Origin of the sequence: Phytobacter sp. V69 (assembly GCF_965644215.1) — a bacterium.
Lineage (GTDB): Bacteria > Pseudomonadota > Gammaproteobacteria > Enterobacterales > Enterobacteriaceae > Phytobacter.
Genome location: NZ_CBFFRL010000023.1, coordinates 21941 through 37662, shown reverse-complemented (window position 1 = coordinate 37662; position 15722 = coordinate 21941). Strand labels below are relative to the sequence as shown.

At 56.1% G+C, this 15722-nt stretch carries 16 protein-coding genes; 10 read left to right on the top strand and 6 right to left on the bottom strand.

Going from position 1 to position 15722, the window contains the following annotated elements:
• Positions 1–225 precede the first annotated feature (225 nt).
• Genes ACSZPU_RS05260 through ACSZPU_RS05250 form a run of 3 tightly spaced genes read left to right on the top strand, consistent with a single transcriptional unit; the run spans position 226 to position 1924 of the window.
• Positions 226–582: an ArsC family reductase gene (locus ACSZPU_RS05260; RefSeq protein WP_498996197.1), complete on the top strand. Its 357-nt coding sequence runs from the start codon at positions 226–228 to the stop codon at positions 580–582.
• 3 nt (positions 583–585) lie between these two features.
• Positions 586–1713 (top strand): succinyl-diaminopimelate desuccinylase, encoded by a 1128-nt coding sequence (dapE, locus tag ACSZPU_RS05255; protein ID WP_498996195.1) that lies wholly within the window; start codon positions 586–588, stop codon positions 1711–1713.
• 13 nt (positions 1714–1726) lie between these two features.
• Positions 1727–1924: a YpfN family protein gene (locus tag ACSZPU_RS05250; protein ID WP_039079713.1), complete on the top strand. Its 198-nt coding sequence runs from the start codon at positions 1727–1729 to the stop codon at positions 1922–1924.
• 47 nt (positions 1925–1971) lie between these two features.
• On the opposite strand, the gene ypfH is transcribed toward ACSZPU_RS05250, so the two are convergent.
• The 6 genes from ypfH to dapA form a co-directional block, all read right to left on the bottom strand.
• Positions 1972–2667: an esterase gene (ypfH, locus tag ACSZPU_RS05245; protein ID WP_498996190.1), complete on the bottom strand. Its 696-nt coding sequence runs from the start codon at positions 2665–2667 to the stop codon at positions 1972–1974.
• A 77-nt stretch (positions 2668–2744) separates the two neighbouring features.
• Positions 2745–4754, bottom strand: coding sequence for a tRNA(Met) cytidine acetyltransferase TmcA (locus tag ACSZPU_RS05240; RefSeq protein WP_498996188.1), 2010 nt, complete (start codon positions 4752–4754; stop codon positions 2745–2747).
• A gap of 23 nt (positions 4755–4777) precedes the next feature.
• Positions 4778–5641, bottom strand: coding sequence for a KPN_02809 family neutral zinc metallopeptidase (gene ypfJ / locus ACSZPU_RS05235; RefSeq protein ID WP_498996187.1), 864 nt, complete (start codon positions 5639–5641; stop codon positions 4778–4780).
• A 123-nt stretch (positions 5642–5764) separates the two neighbouring features.
• Positions 5765–6478, bottom strand: coding sequence for a phosphoribosylaminoimidazolesuccinocarboxamide synthase (gene purC, locus ACSZPU_RS05230; protein ID WP_498996185.1), 714 nt, complete (start codon positions 6476–6478; stop codon positions 5765–5767).
• Between the two features lie 107 nt (positions 6479–6585).
• On the bottom strand, positions 6586–7620 hold the full coding sequence (gene bamC, locus ACSZPU_RS05225) for an outer membrane protein assembly factor BamC (RefSeq protein WP_498996182.1): 1035 nt from the start codon (positions 7618–7620) through the stop codon (positions 6586–6588).
• Positions 7621–7636: 16 nt separating this feature from the next.
• Positions 7637–8515 (bottom strand): 4-hydroxy-tetrahydrodipicolinate synthase, encoded by an 879-nt coding sequence (gene dapA / locus ACSZPU_RS05220; protein ID WP_498996179.1) that lies wholly within the window; start codon positions 8513–8515, stop codon positions 7637–7639.
• A gap of 146 nt (positions 8516–8661) precedes the next feature.
• On the opposite strand from dapA, the gene ACSZPU_RS05215 reads away from it, so the two are divergent.
• The 7 genes from ACSZPU_RS05215 (at position 8662) to hyfE (ending at position 15719) form a co-directional block, all read left to right on the top strand.
• Entirely contained in the window at positions 8662–9234 is a 573-nt protein-coding gene (locus tag ACSZPU_RS05215) for a glycine cleavage system transcriptional repressor (RefSeq protein ID WP_498996177.1), read from the top strand.
• Positions 9234–9704, top strand: coding sequence for a thioredoxin-dependent thiol peroxidase (gene bcp / locus ACSZPU_RS05210; protein ID WP_047369328.1), 471 nt, complete (start codon positions 9234–9236; stop codon positions 9702–9704). Before ACSZPU_RS05215 ends, bcp begins: the two co-directional genes overlap by 1 nt.
• 293 nt (positions 9705–9997) lie before the next feature.
• Positions 9998–10618, top strand: coding sequence for a 4Fe-4S dicluster domain-containing protein (locus tag ACSZPU_RS05205; protein WP_498996175.1), 621 nt, complete (start codon positions 9998–10000; stop codon positions 10616–10618).
• A complete protein-coding gene (gene hyfB / locus ACSZPU_RS05200; protein WP_498996174.1) occupies positions 10618–12639 on the top strand; it encodes a hydrogenase 4 subunit B in 2022 nt (673 codons plus the stop codon). Before ACSZPU_RS05205 ends, hyfB begins: the two co-directional genes overlap by 1 nt.
• A gap of 13 nt (positions 12640–12652) precedes the next feature.
• A complete protein-coding gene (locus tag ACSZPU_RS05195; RefSeq protein WP_498996171.1) occupies positions 12653–13600 on the top strand; it encodes a respiratory chain complex I subunit 1 family protein in 948 nt (315 codons plus the stop codon).
• 16 nt (positions 13601–13616) lie between these two features.
• Positions 13617–15056 (top strand): hydrogenase 4 subunit D, encoded by a 1440-nt coding sequence (locus tag ACSZPU_RS05190; RefSeq protein ID WP_498996170.1) that lies wholly within the window; start codon positions 13617–13619, stop codon positions 15054–15056.
• A gap of 12 nt (positions 15057–15068) precedes the next feature.
• Complete coding sequence (gene hyfE, locus ACSZPU_RS05185; protein WP_498996167.1) at positions 15069–15719, top strand: hydrogenase 4 membrane subunit; 651 nt, start codon at positions 15069–15071, stop codon at positions 15717–15719.
• Positions 15720–15722: the final 3 nt, after the last annotated feature.

The following is a 15722-nucleotide window of genomic DNA, read 5'->3' as shown; positions in this document are numbered from 1 at the left end:
ACGGCCTCATTTCTCGCTGCCGTCCAGATCAGATGCATCGCTCTCTGGGCTAAAATCTTGTGACGACACTATCTAGTACATATTGCCTGTGGCAAAACGTCGTGGGGAAATTGAATAACAAGAAATAATATTACCCTGCGAATGAAATGATATTATTTGTTTATTCGCCCAATATTATTCTAATTTATTGGGCAATTAACCAAAAACAAGACAAAAGGATTCACCATGCTTACTATGTTCGGTATCAATAATTGCGACACCATCAAAAAAGCCCGCCGCTGGCTGGAAGAACATCAGATCGATTATCGCTTTCACGACTACCGTGCAGATGGCCTCGATGCGGATTTATTACACACCTTTATTAGCGAACTGGGCTGGGAAGCGCTGCTGAATACCCGGGGTACCACCTGGCGTAAACTGGACGAATCGCTGCGCACGACCATTAATAACGCAGATGCCGCAGCCGCACTGATGTTAGAAATGCCGGCAATTATAAAACGCCCATTGCTCTGGACGCCCGGTAAGCCTATGCTGCTGGGTTTCAATGAATCCAGTTATGAGAAGTTTATCAACGAGGTGTAGTTTATGTCGTGCCCGGTTATTGAGCTGACGCAACAGCTTATTCGTCGCCCTTCTTTAAGCCCCGATGATGCAGGGTGCCAGGCGTTAATGATCGAACGTCTGCGTGCTATCGGTTTTACCATTGAGCCGATGGATTTTGGCGACACTCAGAATTTCTGGGCATGGCGTGGACAGGGTGAAACGCTGGCCTTCGCCGGACACACTGACGTTGTGCCTTCCGGCGATGCCGACCGCTGGATTAACCCACCGTTTGAACCGACCATTCGCGATGGCATGCTGTTTGGTCGCGGCGCGGCTGACATGAAAGGCTCACTGGCGGCAATGGTTGTCGCCGCTGAGCGTTTTGTCGCGACGCACCCGAAACACAAAGGCCGCCTGGCGTTTCTGATCACCTCTGACGAAGAAGCCAGCGCTGCAAACGGCACGGTAAAAGTGGTGGAAGCCTTAATGGCGCGTAACGAGCGCCTGGACTACTGCCTGGTGGGCGAGCCGTCCAGCACCGAAGTGGTGGGCGACGTGGTTAAAAATGGCCGCCGCGGTTCGCTGACCTGCAACTTAACCATTCACGGCGTGCAGGGCCATGTTGCTTATCCGCACCTGGCCGATAACCCGGTCCACCGCGCAGCGCCGATGCTCAACGATCTGGTGGCGATCGAGTGGGATCAGGGCAATGAATATTTCCCACCGACCAGCATGCAGGTCGCCAACATTCAGGCGGGCACTGGCAGCAACAACGTGATCCCGGGCGATCTGTACGTGCAGTTCAATTTCCGCTTCAGTACGGAACTGACCGATGAAATGATCAAAGCACGGGTGGCTGCACTAATGGAAAAACATCAGCTGCGCTACACCATTGACTGGTGGCTCTCCGGTCAGCCGTTCCTCACCGGGCGCGGCAAGCTGGTAGATGCGGTGGTCAACGCCGTTGAGCACTATAATGAAATTAAACCGCAGCTGTTAACCACAGGCGGCACGTCGGATGGACGCTTTATCGCGCGTATGGGCGCGCAGGTCGTGGAACTGGGGCCGGTTAACGCCACCATTCATAAAATCAATGAATGTGTGAACGCTGCCGATTTACAGCTGCTCGCCCGCATGTATCAACGCATTATGGAACAACTCATCGCCTGACGGGGAGGAACGCATGGAATGGTTCGCGAAATACTGGTGGATTCTGGTGCTGGTTTTTTTACTCGGCGTACTGCTGAACGTGATCAAAGACCTTAAGCGTGTCGATCACAAAAAGTTTCTGGCCAACAAACCCGACTTGCCACCGCATCGTGATTTTAACGATAAGTGGGATGATGAGGACGACTGGCCGAAGAAAGACCAGAAGAAGTAATCCTGCCTGACATGCCCGGCCGCATGGCGCGCCGGGCACGCTTCGTACTAAATCAATTCAATAATATCGTCATCGTGCGGTTTACCGCCGCTCAGCGCTTCATCAAAGTAGTGCTTCGGAACAGTATGACTCAGGTGATCGAGGGCGAATTGCAAACTGCGCTCGTCAATCGCGTGGCCTAAATCCTCCACGATATCCAGGGTCACATCGCCACCAGCACGCAGCAACGCTTCCTGAGCCGCCACCGCATGGGCCAAATCAATCACCCGGTCCTCACCACCGTGAATCAGGTGGATGGTAGATGTCGTCGATGCCGTTTTCGACAGGCTGGCGTAGCGACCGTTGAAGGCAATCACGCGGGAGGCCAAATCAGGCTGCGCTTTCACCCCTTCCAGCGCCATGATGGAGCCTTGCGAGAAACCAATCAGCGCGGTGGCCAGCGCGTTAACGCCGCTTTTCTGCTGCCAGTAGCGCACCGTTTCAATGAATACCGGCATGATGGCATCAATACGTGCCTGGCGATTTTCTTCGGTCACGCCCTGCACAGAGAACCACTGACGCCCGGTCGGGCCGCAGGGTTCTACGCCCCCGACGCTAACAATCATCGCCTCCGGAAACAGCGGCGCAAAATAGCTGCCGATCTGCCCCATATTGGCCGGGTTATCGCCAACGCCATGAAAGAACAGCAATAATTGTTTCGCGGCGTTTTCCGGTTGTTGAACAACAAAATAGTCATGTTTCATGGCGGTCTCCTTAATTCGTTGACTGCAGTTTACGCCGGGGAGGAATAATCACCATGCCATTTAACTGAATGAGTTAGTTAAAAAAATTGCAGTTGCTGCACGCGCTCTTTCATCAAAATTGTGCGTTCAGCGTCGAGTAAGGACAATGCCGATGCGGCCTCCTGGCGCTGCGTTGCAAGTAACGCTTTACGCCCGGAAAGCGCCAGTGCGCGGCAGATATCCGCCTCATTGCGCTTCGCATTGAGCTGCATCCGCAATGCGCTGAGAGGGGCATCGACCTGCATCAGCAGGCGTTGCAATGCCCCTGTTGCCGCAGACAGCGGGCGATGGGCAAAGGCAAATCCGGACAATTCCTGCCAGTCATCATCATTAAGGGTAGTCTCTGGATTAAGAGTCAGGGGCAACGTTTCCCCTTTCCAGGCATCAAGCCAGGGTAAATCCCGCACCAGCCTGCGCTGCTCATTGTCGGCCAGCGCCTGCCCTGCATCCGTCAGCGGCAGTATCGCCATCGCGGTATAGCAGCCACTGCTCGCCTCCCGGTGGCTACCGAGCCGGGCCAGATGGAACCCGCATCGCTGCCAGAAACGCCACAGCTCTGCCGTATAACCGAAACTGACAGAGAGATAATCGCAACCTGCCACATGCTTACGCGCATGTGCAATTAACGCCTGCCCCAGCCCTTCCCGCTGGCGAGACGGATGCACTGCAATGCGACTGACGCGTAAACCGCGCAGCGTGGCGGCAAGCGGGCTGCCGCCGTGAGCCGCCAGCGACTGCGCCACCAGATTACCGCGAGGACGGCGAAATCCCGCCCAGACCGCCTGGCTTAGCCCGGCGGACAATCCCCCCTCTTCCACCAGCCAGAGTGCTGCCAGTAGCGCATCAGGGGTTTTCGTCAGCCAGAAGTGCTGCCCCGGCGCGTCCATCATGCGGCGCAAATCCAGCGGAGAGGTACGGTAATGGGCGCTGGCAAGCAACCGATAAAGTGCGGCGGGAAGCGCCGGTTGTGTGGACCACGCGCTTTGCTCAAGCGAAAGCATTGTCATCTCGCCCGCAGGCTTCGCCGGCGCCGACGTATCGTCAAACAACAATACCGAACTGATAAACGCTTCCAGCGGGCAGCCTTCTGCCCAGCGTAAAGGCGTATGCAACTGGCGATGTATGAGATGCGGAAAACCGGCGCAGAATTTCAGTAAGAAGCCCTGCCCGGTCCCTTCGTAGCCCTGCACCGTGGTGGTCAGCAGGATGTAACGAAACGCCGACACGAGGGTCGTCAGCAATGGCCCCGGAATGGCCGCCGCCTCATCAACGATGAGCCAGTCCGACAACGGCTCCCCCTGCGCAACGCGCGCCAGTAATGCATCCGGAGCGACAAAATCGATCTCCCCGGCATAGTGGGCAAGCACATTCGTTGCAGCGCGAGCTGGCGCAGTCACCGTGGCCGTCGTTGCCAGACGCGCGATATGCATGCCCGCCAGCGCCGATTTGCCTCGCCCGCGCGGTGCCGTCACCACCATAACGCCAGGCAGCATGTCGGCAAGTTCAGCCAGAATCGAATACTGTTCCCGTTCGGGCCCGCCAGTCGCGGCGTGCCATGCAGGCCGCGAAGAAAAAGAAGGAAGATTAAAGGGGTGTGAGGGCGAGCAGAGAATGACGTTTTCGTCTTGCTGCAGCGCCCGACAAAAGTGTTCGACAAACCGCGGTGTAGCAATGGGCTCTGCGGTATCGCTCCAGCGACCGCTGTCGTTATCGGGCCGCTGCGCCCACTCGGTAAGCGGTGGCGTCAGCAGGACCAGAAAGCTGCCGGGTTTTAACGTGCCACTTAGCGCCGCCAGCGCGGCGACATCAAAGCCATATCGCGCATCCAGCACCGCGTGGGTGAATTCGCGGCCCAGTAGCGTAGTGAGCGCACGCGGCGCGCAGTGCTGCGGCCAGTCCGTTGATTCGCCGACCCACAGCCAGTCGCCGTGCAATGCGGCGCGAAGGGAGTTAACCTGCGACAAGCATTCGTCAGCCTCGCCCGCGATAACCAACAAACGACGGATACCTTCCCGCGCCATCTGCGCGCTCACGACATCTAACGACATTCACGCATCCCTGAGTTTAGGCATTAAATCTTACCGCTAAAGGTATCGCACTGGGCCGGATCACCGCTGTCCATCCCGCGTTTGAACCAGTTATAGCGCTGCGCGGAGGTGCCGTGTGTGAAGGTATCGGGGGTGACAACGCCCTGGCTTCGTTTCTGCAGACGATCGTCACCGATCGCCGTGGCCGCATTCAGTGCTTCTTCGAGATCGCCCGCCTCCAGCACGCCCTGTTGCTGCATGCTGTGCCCCCAAACGCCCGCATAACAATCGGCCTGCAGTTCCAGACGAACCGACAACGCATTAATTTCGGTTTGAGATGCGTTTTGCTGGAGCCGACGAACTTTAGCCTCGGTACCGAGTAAATTTTGCACGTGATGACCGACTTCATGTGCAATAACGTAGCCCTGGGCAAAATCACCGTCCGCCCCCAGCTTGTGCTTCATGTCGTCATAGAAGGAGAGGTCAATGTAGACCTTGCTGTCTGCCGGGCAGTAGAACGGCCCCATAATGGATTGCCCGGTGCCGCAGCCTGTCGAAATTCGGTTACGGTACATCACCAGCTTAGGTTGCTGATAATGGCGACCCATTTTCTCAAAAATCTGTCCCCAGGTGTCTTCGGTGGTGGCGAAAATAACGCTGGTAAATTTTGCCGCTTCATCTTCCTGTGGGCTAATCGAGCGCTGCTGAGAACTGCTGTTGTTGACCTGTTCGCCGGTAATCAGCCCCGTGAGGTCCACACCGTAGTAGCTGGCGACAATGACCACCAGCAGAATAATGCCGCCCTTGCCGCCCGGCAGTCGGAATCCAGGACCGCGAATAACAGGTCCGCCCGATTCATCGCGCCGGTCTTCAACATTGTTACTTTCACGACGCCCTTGCCAGCGCATACCCACCTCAGTCTCTAACGTAATAAGAGTGATCGTAGGCGGTTACGGGGAGGATTACCATAAGAAAAAAGAGGCAGGAAACCAGAGGATGCGCGCACCCTCTGGTCTGGAGGACGTTGATGCTTAGTCCAGTTTTACACCCAGACGGTGGGCAACGGCTTCGTACGCTTCGATCACGCCACCCAGGCTCTGACGGAAACGGTCTTTGTCCATTTTGGCCATCGTTTCTTTATCCCACAGACGGCTGCCGTCCGGAGAGAACTCATCGCCCAGCACCACTTCGCCTTTGAACAGACCAAATTCCAGTTTGAAGTCGACCAGGATCAGACCTGCGTCATCAAACAGTTTTTTCAGCACATCGTTCGCTTTGTAAGTGAGCTCTTTCATGCGCGCCAGATTTTCTTTGTTCACCCAGCCAAAGGTTTCGCAGTAGGAGTCGTTGATCATCGGGTCATGCATGGCATCGTTTTTCAGGAACAGATCGAACAACGGCGGGTTCAGCTCAATGCCTTCTTCCACACCTAAACGTTTTACCAGCGAACCCGCAGCACGGTTACGCACCACACACTCTACCGGTACCATGTCCAGTTTTTTCACCAGGCATTCGGTATCGGACAACAACGCTTCCATCTGAGTCGGGATACCCGCTTCTGCCAGTTTGCTCATAATGAAATGGTTGAATTTGTTGTTAACCATACCTTTACGCTCGAACTGCTCAATACGCGCGCCGTCCCCTGCTGACGTATCATTGCGGAATTCGAGCACCAACAGGTCCGGGTTTTCCGTGCTGTATACGGTCTTCGCTTTGCCACGATACAACTCAGCTTGCTTTTGCATCTTTGTCACTCCAGGTGTGATGATTTAACTAAAAAAGCTATTTTACACCGACGCACACGTTTGCGTCAGCCAAATAAAAAAAGGCCGGAATTTTCCGGCCCTTATGATTACTTGTTAAAGGCGGCCTCAAACGCTGCCACCAGGGCGTCGTTTTGCGACTGCGTTAACGTATGACCTTTCGGGTCGATAAACTGGAGGCTACTGCGGTTGTCTAAATCACCGACCTGCAGTTTATAGTCGCCAGAAGACAGACCTGGGTCACGCGCGCCCAGATCGCGCCATGCGCTATCGGACAACGGTTTGTAGGTGACCGCAATGCTACCGGTAGAACGGGTGCTGTCGGTCACTTTCATGCCCACTTTTTCCAGCACTGTCGGCAGACGCTGCCACACCACGTTGAACGGACCACGTACCACCAGCATCGGCAGACCGGTATCATCCGCGCCGCTCTGAACATCAAACGACTTCACGCTGCGGTTTTCTGCGGCGGTCTGTGCGTCGGTTGCTGTTTTATCCAGGCTCTGGGAGATAACGTTCAGCATTTCGGTGCTGTAGCGCTGTAAGGATGCGCTGTCTGCAACGGGCTTGCCAGCCTGCTCCAGGTTCACGAGCTTAACGGTCACCGCCTGCTGATAGCCCTGCGGTTTTACCGAGATTTGATAACGACCACGATACTGCTGATCTTCATCGAGGCGATTCCAGTCAACCCAGTCAGTCGTTAACGTCTGGCTGGCATCGTCACGCTTCGCGATGGCGTAGTTTTTCGCCTGGATAATGCTGACAACCTGCGGCCACAGGTTTGTGTTGCGGCCATTTTCGACCAGCAGCGTTGCCGTATCGCCAGTAAACTGAGTGCGCGCACCCGTTACCAGAGCCAGCGGCTGTGCCGGCGGACGAATATCCAGCGCTTTACCCACCGCACCATTACCGCTGGTGACAGGAATGTTGTATTCGCCATTCTGCACCGGCAGGATCATGCCAGCAGGCGCATGAAGTTCCGCAAGCGGTGCGGCATCCAGATAGGATTCGTCACCACTGACCTGACGTTTGTAGCGTGAATCCGAACTGCAGGCAGCGAGTAACATAACCAATGAAACTCCCGCTACCTTCGCCAGGCGCGACTTCTGTACTGAGTAAGCCATCAAATCTCCCTAAACTTTACAGCAATCCGGCATGCTTAAGCGCGGAGCGAACCACTTCACGACCGTGATCGGTGATCGGTGTCATCGGCAGGCGCAGCGTGTCGGTTGCCACAAGCCCCAACTCCTTACATGCCCATTTAACCGGGATAGGATTGGGTTCGACAAATAGTTTGTTGTGTAATGGCATCAGACGTTTGTTGATCAAACGCGCTTCAGCAAAATGCCCTTCCGCTGCCAGTCTGCACATATCGGCCATATCACGCGCCGCCACGTTCGTGGTGACGGAGATAACGCCATTACCGCCAAGTTGCATAAAGTCCATTGCGGTTGCATCGTCGCCGCTGAGCAGGATGAAGTCATCTGAAACCAGCTCTTTGATCTGATGAACGCGACTTAAGTTCCCGGTGGCTTCTTTAATACCGATAATATTTTTAATTTTCGCCAGACGACCCACTGTTTCAGGCAGGAGATCACATCCTGTACGCGACGGCACATTATACAGAATTTGTGGCAGATCGGTGTGTTCGGCGATGGCTTTGAAGTGCTGGAACAGCCCTTCTTGCGTCGGACGGTTGTAGTAAGGGGTTACGCTCAGACAACCAACAACACCGCTGTCGTTAAAACGTTGGGTCAGACTGATGGCCTCGGCGGTGGCATTCGCTCCCGTACCGGCGATAACCGGAATACGTCCGTCCGCCAGTTCAAGCGTCATCAACACCACCTCGCCGTGTTCTTCGTGGCTGAGCGTGGCGGATTCACCCGTCGTTCCTACAGAAACAATCGCCGATGTTCCATTGGCGACATGGTAATCAATCAGTTTTTTAAGGCTTGGCCGACAGACTTTACCGTTATCATCCATTGGCGTGACAAGCGCGACTATACTTCCCGTGAACATGGGCCATCCTCTGTGCAAACAAGAATCTCAATGTTACGTGTGGTGCTGTAATAAAAGCAAGCGACCTGAGGGGCTTCCAGCGGTTGTATGCCGGTTTTTTTTATGCTTTCCTTATGATTATCTCAGGTTTGACAGGAAGCACAGGTTTGACTGCCTCATCACAACATTTTCTGGTTATCACTGCACTGGGTGCCGACAGGCCGGGTATCGTTAATACCATCACTCGCCACGTCAGCAGTTGCGGTTGCAATATTGAAGACAGTCGTCTGGCCATGCTGGGGGAAGAGTTCACGTTTATTATGCTGCTCTCCGGTTCGTGGAACGCCATTACGCTGATTGAATCAACATTGCCGCTTAAGGGTGCGGAGCTGGATTTGCTGATCGTGATGAAGCGCACCGTCGCGCGCCCTCGCCCTGCTTTACCTGCCACCGTCTGGGTTCAGGTTGAAGTGCCTGACTCGCCGCATCTGATTGAGCGTTTTACCGCTTTGTTCGACACCTTTCAGATGAATATCGCTGAGCTGGTCTCCCGCACACAACCGGGCGAAGCCACCAGGGCCGCGCAGCTTTTTATCCAAATAACCGCTCACAGTCCTGCGTCGCAGGACGCATCAAATATTGACCAGGCATTTAAAGCCCTATGTACAGAATTGAATGCGCAAGGCAGTATAAACGTGGTCAACTATTCACAGCATGATGAACAGGATGGAGTTAAGTAATGAATCCACTGAAAGCCGGTGATATCGCACCGAAATTTAGCTTGCCGGATCAAGACGGAGAACAAGTAAATTTGGCCGACTTCCAGGGACAGCGTGTTCTGGTGTATTTCTACCCGAAAGCGATGACGCCAGGCTGTACCGTACAGGCATGCGGCCTGCGCGATAACATGGATGATTTAAAGAAAGCGGGCGTTGAGGTGTTAGGTATCAGCACGGACAAACCGGAAAAACTTTCCCGTTTCGCCGAAAAAGAGTTGCTGAACTTTACGCTGCTGTCCGATGAAGATCACCAGATTTGCGAGCAGTTTGGCGTCTGGGGTGAGAAGTCCTTTATGGGCAAAACTTACGACGGCATTCACCGCATTAGCTTCCTTGTCGACGCGGATGGCAAAGTCGAGCATGTTTTTGATGATTTCAAAACCAGCAATCATCACGACATCGTGCTCAACTGGCTGAAAGAGAACGCCTAAACGTCCTCAGAATGCGTCACTGTTATTCCGGGCGTCCTGCCTAAGGCCGCCCTTATTTCCTGCATCTCGCGTTTTCCCTTCCCCGGCAATTATTTGAAGCTGATCACACTTTTCCATTTATCTCGACACTAGTGCCGACAGCGGTTACTTCTCGTTCAGCCCTGACCATCACTTTTGTTTGCCCGTCACCACAAAACACCTCAATCAACTGATAAATAAAGATTTTAATACCTGGCATGACTTGTGCTTAAGAAGGCTCAACGATTTTCTCGCTTTCTTCTCAAGGAGCCGACATGAACCGCTTTGTGATTGCAAATCCCGAGTGGTGTATAGGATGCAATACCTGCCTTGCCGCGTGTTCGGATGTTCATAAAATTGAAGGGTTGCAGTATCACCCACGATTAACGCTGGTTAAAACGGACAGCAAAACCGCGCCGGTCATGTGCCGACACTGTGACGATGCCCCCTGTAAACAGGTTTGCCCGGTGAACGCGATTTCCTTCAAGGATGACGCGGTCTATCTCAACGAAACGCTCTGCATCGGCTGCAAACTCTGTGGTCTGGTCTGCCCGTTCGGTGCGATTACCCCGTCAGGAAGCCGTCCGGTCAACATTCCTGCACGCTACGAAAACTACGTACCGGAAGAACAGCTCCGGGATGTCCCCGCCAGCCCGCAAACCATGCACCCGTTTCTACGCTGGAACGCGGGTGTACAGACCATCGCCGTCAAATGCGACCTCTGTCACTTCCTGCCGGAAGGCCCCGCCTGCGTCAGATCCTGTCCGACACACGCGCTGCATCTGGTGCAGGAAGACGCACTCAATAAACAGCTGAAAGCACGCAGGCTGCTGGCCGCGCTGAATACGACGGACATGACCTTCGACTCTTCTTCACCCACGCCGGAGCAACGCTAATGGATGCCCTGCAATTATTGATGTGGTCAATCTTGATATATGTCGCGGGCGGCGTTGCCTCACTGTTGCTGTCCCGTCAGGAAGAGCTGGCGATTAAGGTCGCGGGTCTGTCGGCGATGGCGGGTGGGTTACTCGGTCTGGCAAGCGCCGTTACCGCGCTAACGGCTGGAGAAACGCTGCACTGGCAGGCCATCGGCCCCTTCACGTTTGCCCACTTTATCGTGCGGATGGACAGCCTCGCCGCCTTTATGGTGCTGGTGATTTCTCTGCTGGTGACCGTCTGCGGCCTCTATTCGCTTTCCTACGTGCGCGAGTATGTTGGCAAAGGTGTCGGCGCGATGGGGTTCTTTATGAACCTGTTCATTGCGTCGATGGTGGGTCTGGTGGTGATGGACAACGCGTTCTGGTTCATCGTGCTGTTTGAAATGATGTCACTGGCCTCCTGGTTTTTGGTCATCACCGATCAGGACGACGAATCCATTCACGCGGGCCTGCTCTACTTCTTTATTGCCCACGCTGGTTCGGTGCTGATCATGGTCGCCTTCTTCCTGATGTGGCGGCAGAGCGGCAGCCTGGATTTCGCCAGTTTCCGTGAATTGTCACTGTCACCGGGCGTGGCTTCGGCGGTTTTCCTGCTGGCATTTTTCGGTTTTGGAGCCAAAGCGGGGATGCTGCCATTACACAGTTGGCTGCCGCGTGCGCACCCGGCCGCACCGTCACATGCGTCGGCATTAATGTCGGGCGTGATGGTCAAAATCGGTATCTTCGGGATCATCAAAGTTGCTATCGACCTGCTCGGGCACAGCGGTATTCCGCTGTGGTGGGGCGTGGTGGTGCTGGCCTTTGGTGCGGTGTCGTCGGTACTTGGTGTGCTCTACGCGCTGGCAGAGCATGACATCAAACGCCTGCTCGCCTGGCACACGGTGGAGAATATCGGCATCATTTTGATGGGCGTCGGCGTCGGCATGGCGGGCATTGCGCTCAACCATCCGGTGATTGCCGCTGTCGGTTTGCTCGGTGCGCTGTTCCACCTGCTCAACCACGCGCTGTTTAAAGGGCTGCTGTTCCTCGGCGCCGGGGCGATTATCTTCCGCCTGCATACCCGTGATATGGAAAAAATGGGCGCGCTGGCCAAACGGATGCCGTGGACCGCAGGCGCGTTCCTGGTTGGCTGTCTGGCGATTTCCGCTATGCCGCCGCTCAATGGCTTTATCAGTGAATGGTATACCTACCAGTCGCTGTTCTCCCTCACCCGCGTGGACGCCATTATTCCTCGACTGGCTGGCCCTATCGCCATCGTCATGCTGGCAATCACCGGCGCGCTGGCGGCGATGTGTTTCGTCAAAGTCTATGGCGTGAGTTTCTGCGGTAACGCCCGCAGCGAAAAAGCTGACCACGCCCGGGAAGTGCCCTGGCCGATGGTGGCTGCCATGTGCCTGCTGGCGCTGTTTTGCGTACTGGCTGGCGTCGGGGCCAACGTCGTTGCGCCACACCTGCTGCTGATTGCCCAGTCACTTTCCTCCCATGAAACCCTGGCCGTGGCGCAGGGCGCAACCCTGATGCCAGGCGACGCACAGCAGGCGGTGCTGACGCCATCGGTGGTCTTCCTGCTGCTTATCGCGATGCCCGTGCTGCCGGGTCTGTTCTGGTACATCAACCGTCACACTCGCGGCAACTTCCGTCGCACTGGCGATGCCTGGGCATGCGGTTATGCCTGGGAAAAAGGCATGGCACCGTCTGCCGGCAGCTTTACGCAGCCCCTGCGCGTAGTGTTTGGCCCGCTTTATCGCATGCGTAAACAGCTCGATCCCGCCCTGCCGCTACAGCGCAGCCTGGGCGGGGTGACGGTCGCCGCGACCCGCACCGAGCCGTTCTGGGACGACAAAATCATCCTGCCGCTGGTCGGGATAACCAGACGCATTGCCCGTGCGGTGCAGTATCTGCAAAGCGGCGATTTTCGTCTCTATTGCCTGTATGTGATCGCAGCACTGGTTGTCCTGCTGCTGACTATCGCCGTCTGAGGAGGGAGAGAAGATGATACAACCAACCCCTGACTGGTCACTGGGTCTGTTTGCCCTCTGCCAGGCGGCGTTTCTGCTGGCGTTAACGCCGCTGTTTACCGGGATCTCCCGGCAGATTCGCGCACGGATGCACTCCCGCCAGGGTCCGGGCGTCTTACAGGACTACCGGGATCTGCAAAAACTGCTTAAACGCCAGGAAGTGGCGCCGGCCTCGTCCGGCATGATGTTTCGCGTCATGCCCTGGGTGTTGCTCAGCAGCATGCTGGTGGTGGCAATGACATTACCACTGTTTGTGCGCACCTCGCCTTTCGCCGGGGCCGGTGACCTGATCACCCTGATTTATCTGTTCGCCTTATTCCGCTTCTTCTTTGCGCTCTCCGGCCTCGATACCGGCAGTCCGTTTTCCGGGATTGGTGCCAGCCGCGAACTGACGCTCGGCATTCTGGTGGAACCAATGCTGATCCTGTCGCTGCTGGTGCTGGCGCTGCTGGCCGGGTCGACCAACATCGGCGCTATCAGCACCACGCTGGCGGCAGGCTGGGCCTCTCCGGTTGCTACCCTGCTGGCGATGCTCGCCTGTGGATTCGCCTGCTTTATTGAGATGGGCAAAATCCCCTTCGACGTCGCGGAAGCAGAACAAGAACTACAGGAAGGGCCGCTGACCGAGTACTCCGGGGCGGGACTGGCGCTGGTGAAATGGGGAATCGGCCTGAAACAGGTGGTGATGGCCTCGCTGTTTCTGGCGCTCTTCTTCCCGTTCGGCAATGCCGGCTCGCTGACTATCGGGGCCATGTTGATCGCGCTGGTCATCACGATGGTCAAATTACTGGTGGTGTTTGTCCTTGCATCGGTGGTGGAAAACTCGCTTGCGCGCGGGCGGTTTTTACTGACGCACCACCTTACCTGGCTCGGCTTTAGTCTCGCCGCGCTGTCATATGTTCTTTGGTTAACCGGTCTGTAAGGAGCGCTGAATTACTATGGAAACACTTGCCCTGACGACCCTGCTTCTGCCGTTTATCGGCGCGCTGGTCGTCTCTCTGGCCCCCAGACAGACCGCCCCCATGCTGTCCACCGTGTTTGCGCTGCTGGCAACGATCGCCACGGTCGCACTGGCGGCGAGCTTTCATGCCGCAGGCGGCGAGGTCGTTGATATCCCGCTGCTGAGCGCAGGACAGATAGCATTGTTCGGCATGACGGTGGACAAAATCAGCACCCTGATTCTGTTTGTGGTGGTCTTCCTTGGCCTGCTGGTGGCGCTCTACTCCACGGGATATCTGACCCGTGGCAACAAGGAACACCCGCACGATGGCAGCAACCGCTACTATGCATTCCTGCTGATTTTTATCGGGGCCATGTCCGGCCTGGTGCTCTCGTCCACGCTGCTGGGTCAGTTGCTGTTCTTTGAAATCACCGGCGGCTGTTCCTGGGCGCTTATCAGCTACTACCAGTCCGAGAAATCCCAACGCTCGGCGATGAAAGCGCTGCTGATCACCCACGTCGGTTCGCTGGGGTTGTATTTGGCAGCAGCCACGCTGTTTCTGCAAACCGGCACCTTTGCGCTAAGCGCGATGAGCCAGTTAAACGGCAGCGCTGCGTTAATCGTCTACGGCGGGATCTTGTTTGCCGCCTGGGGGAAATCGGCACAACTGCCATTGCAGGCCTGGCTGCCGGATGCAATGGAAGCGCCAACCCCGGTCAGTGCGTACCTGCACGCCGCGTCGATGGTGAAAGTGGGCGTTTACATTTTTGCCCGCGCCATCTCCGAAGGCGGGCAGATTCCGCAGGTTATTGGCTGGGTCGGCGTCACCATGGCGACCATCACGATGGTGTACGGCTTTTTGATGTACCTGCCGCAAAAAGACATGAAGCGCCTGCTCGCCTGGTCGACCATTTCACAGCTGGCGTGGATTTTCCTCGCCCTGTCGATGTCGATTTTCGGTTCGAAAATGGCCTTCAACGCCGGGATTGTTTACATCTTTAACCACGCCTTCGCCAAAAGCTTGTTCTTCCTGGTGGCCGGGGCGCTCAGCTACAGCTGCGGCACGCGTATGCTACCGCGTCTGCACGGCGTGATGAGCACGCTGCCCATCGCCGGGATCGGCTTTTGCGTTGCGGCCCTCGCCATTACCGGTGTCCCACCGTTCAACGGTTTTTTCAGCAAGTTCCCCCTGTTTGCCGCCGGGTTCGCCCTCTCCGATCAGCACCCGATTCTGCTCGCGGTGATGATCCTGGCGCTGGTGGAATCGGTCGCCAGTTTCGGCTGGTTTATCTACTGGTTCGGGCGCGTGGTACCGGGTGAACCCAGCGAAGAGGTCGCGCAGGCGGCACCGCTGCCTTATGCCATGAAACTGGTGCTGGTGATTCTGGTGGTGATGTCGCTGTTCTCAAGCGTGATTGCCGCAGCGTGGATTGGATAAAGGGAGTCGAAGATGACTGGAACATTGATAGTTAACAATCTGGCGGGGCTGATGATGTTTACCTCGTTATTGGTCACCTGCGCCAGACGCTACACCGTCTCCTGTTGGTTGTACGCCCTGCAATCGCTGGTGCTGGTGTCGATATTTTTCACCCTGTCAGAACTGCTCGACGCCGAGCAGCTGCGGATGTGGTCCATCAGCGCCTTCTTCACCAAGGTTCTGCTGGTGCCGCTGATCATGGGCTACGCGTTTCGCAAAATGGCACCAGAGGGGCAAGGAGAACGTCTGTTTGGCCCGGCCGCGCTGGTACTGATGGCCGCGGGAATTGTGCTGCTGTGCTGGTTTGTAGTGCGTCCGGTGCAATTGCCGATGGTGGCGCAGCTTAAGCCCGCGCTGGCGGTGGCACTCGGCCACTTCCTGCTCGGGCTGCTGTGCATCATCAGTCAGCGCAACATTCTGCGCCAGGTGTTTGGCTACTGCCTGATGGAGAACGGTTCGCATCTGGTGCTGGCGCTGCTGGCATGGCGCGCGCCGGAGCTGGTGGAAATCGGCATCGCCACTGACGCTATTTTCGCGGTGATCGTAATGACCATACTGGCGCGGAAAATCTGGCGTACCCACGGCACGCTGGACGTTAATAACCTCACGGCGCTGAAAGGATAACAA

Coding starts and splice junctions, on each gene's coding strand:
- ACSZPU_RS05260 (WP_498996197.1), top strand. CDS start 226: ATGCTTACTATGTTCGGTATCAATAATTGCGACACCATCAAAAAAGCC.
- dapE (WP_498996195.1), top strand. CDS start 586: ATGTCGTGCCCGGTTATTGAGCTGACGCAACAGCTTATTCGTCGCCCT.
- ACSZPU_RS05250 (WP_039079713.1), top strand. CDS start 1,727: ATGGAATGGTTCGCGAAATACTGGTGGATTCTGGTGCTGGTTTTTTTA.
- ypfH (WP_498996190.1), bottom strand. CDS start 2,667: ATGAAACATGACTATTTTGTTGTTCAACAACCGGAAAACGCCGCGAAA.
- ACSZPU_RS05240 (WP_498996188.1), bottom strand. CDS start 4,754: ATGTCGTTAGATGTCGTGAGCGCGCAGATGGCGCGGGAAGGTATCCGT.
- ypfJ (WP_498996187.1), bottom strand. CDS start 5,641: ATGCGCTGGCAAGGGCGTCGTGAAAGTAACAATGTTGAAGACCGGCGC.
- purC (WP_498996185.1), bottom strand. CDS start 6,478: ATGCAAAAGCAAGCTGAGTTGTATCGTGGCAAAGCGAAGACCGTATAC.
- bamC (WP_498996182.1), bottom strand. CDS start 7,620: ATGGCTTACTCAGTACAGAAGTCGCGCCTGGCGAAGGTAGCGGGAGTT.
- dapA (WP_498996179.1), bottom strand. CDS start 8,515: ATGTTCACGGGAAGTATAGTCGCGCTTGTCACGCCAATGGATGATAAC.
- bcp (WP_047369328.1), top strand. CDS start 9,234: ATGAATCCACTGAAAGCCGGTGATATCGCACCGAAATTTAGCTTGCCG.
- ACSZPU_RS05205 (WP_498996175.1), top strand. CDS start 9,998: ATGAACCGCTTTGTGATTGCAAATCCCGAGTGGTGTATAGGATGCAAT.
- hyfB (WP_498996174.1), top strand. CDS start 10,618: ATGGATGCCCTGCAATTATTGATGTGGTCAATCTTGATATATGTCGCG.
- ACSZPU_RS05195 (WP_498996171.1), top strand. CDS start 12,653: ATGATACAACCAACCCCTGACTGGTCACTGGGTCTGTTTGCCCTCTGC.
- ACSZPU_RS05190 (WP_498996170.1), top strand. CDS start 13,617: ATGGAAACACTTGCCCTGACGACCCTGCTTCTGCCGTTTATCGGCGCG.
- hyfE (WP_498996167.1), top strand. CDS start 15,069: ATGACTGGAACATTGATAGTTAACAATCTGGCGGGGCTGATGATGTTT.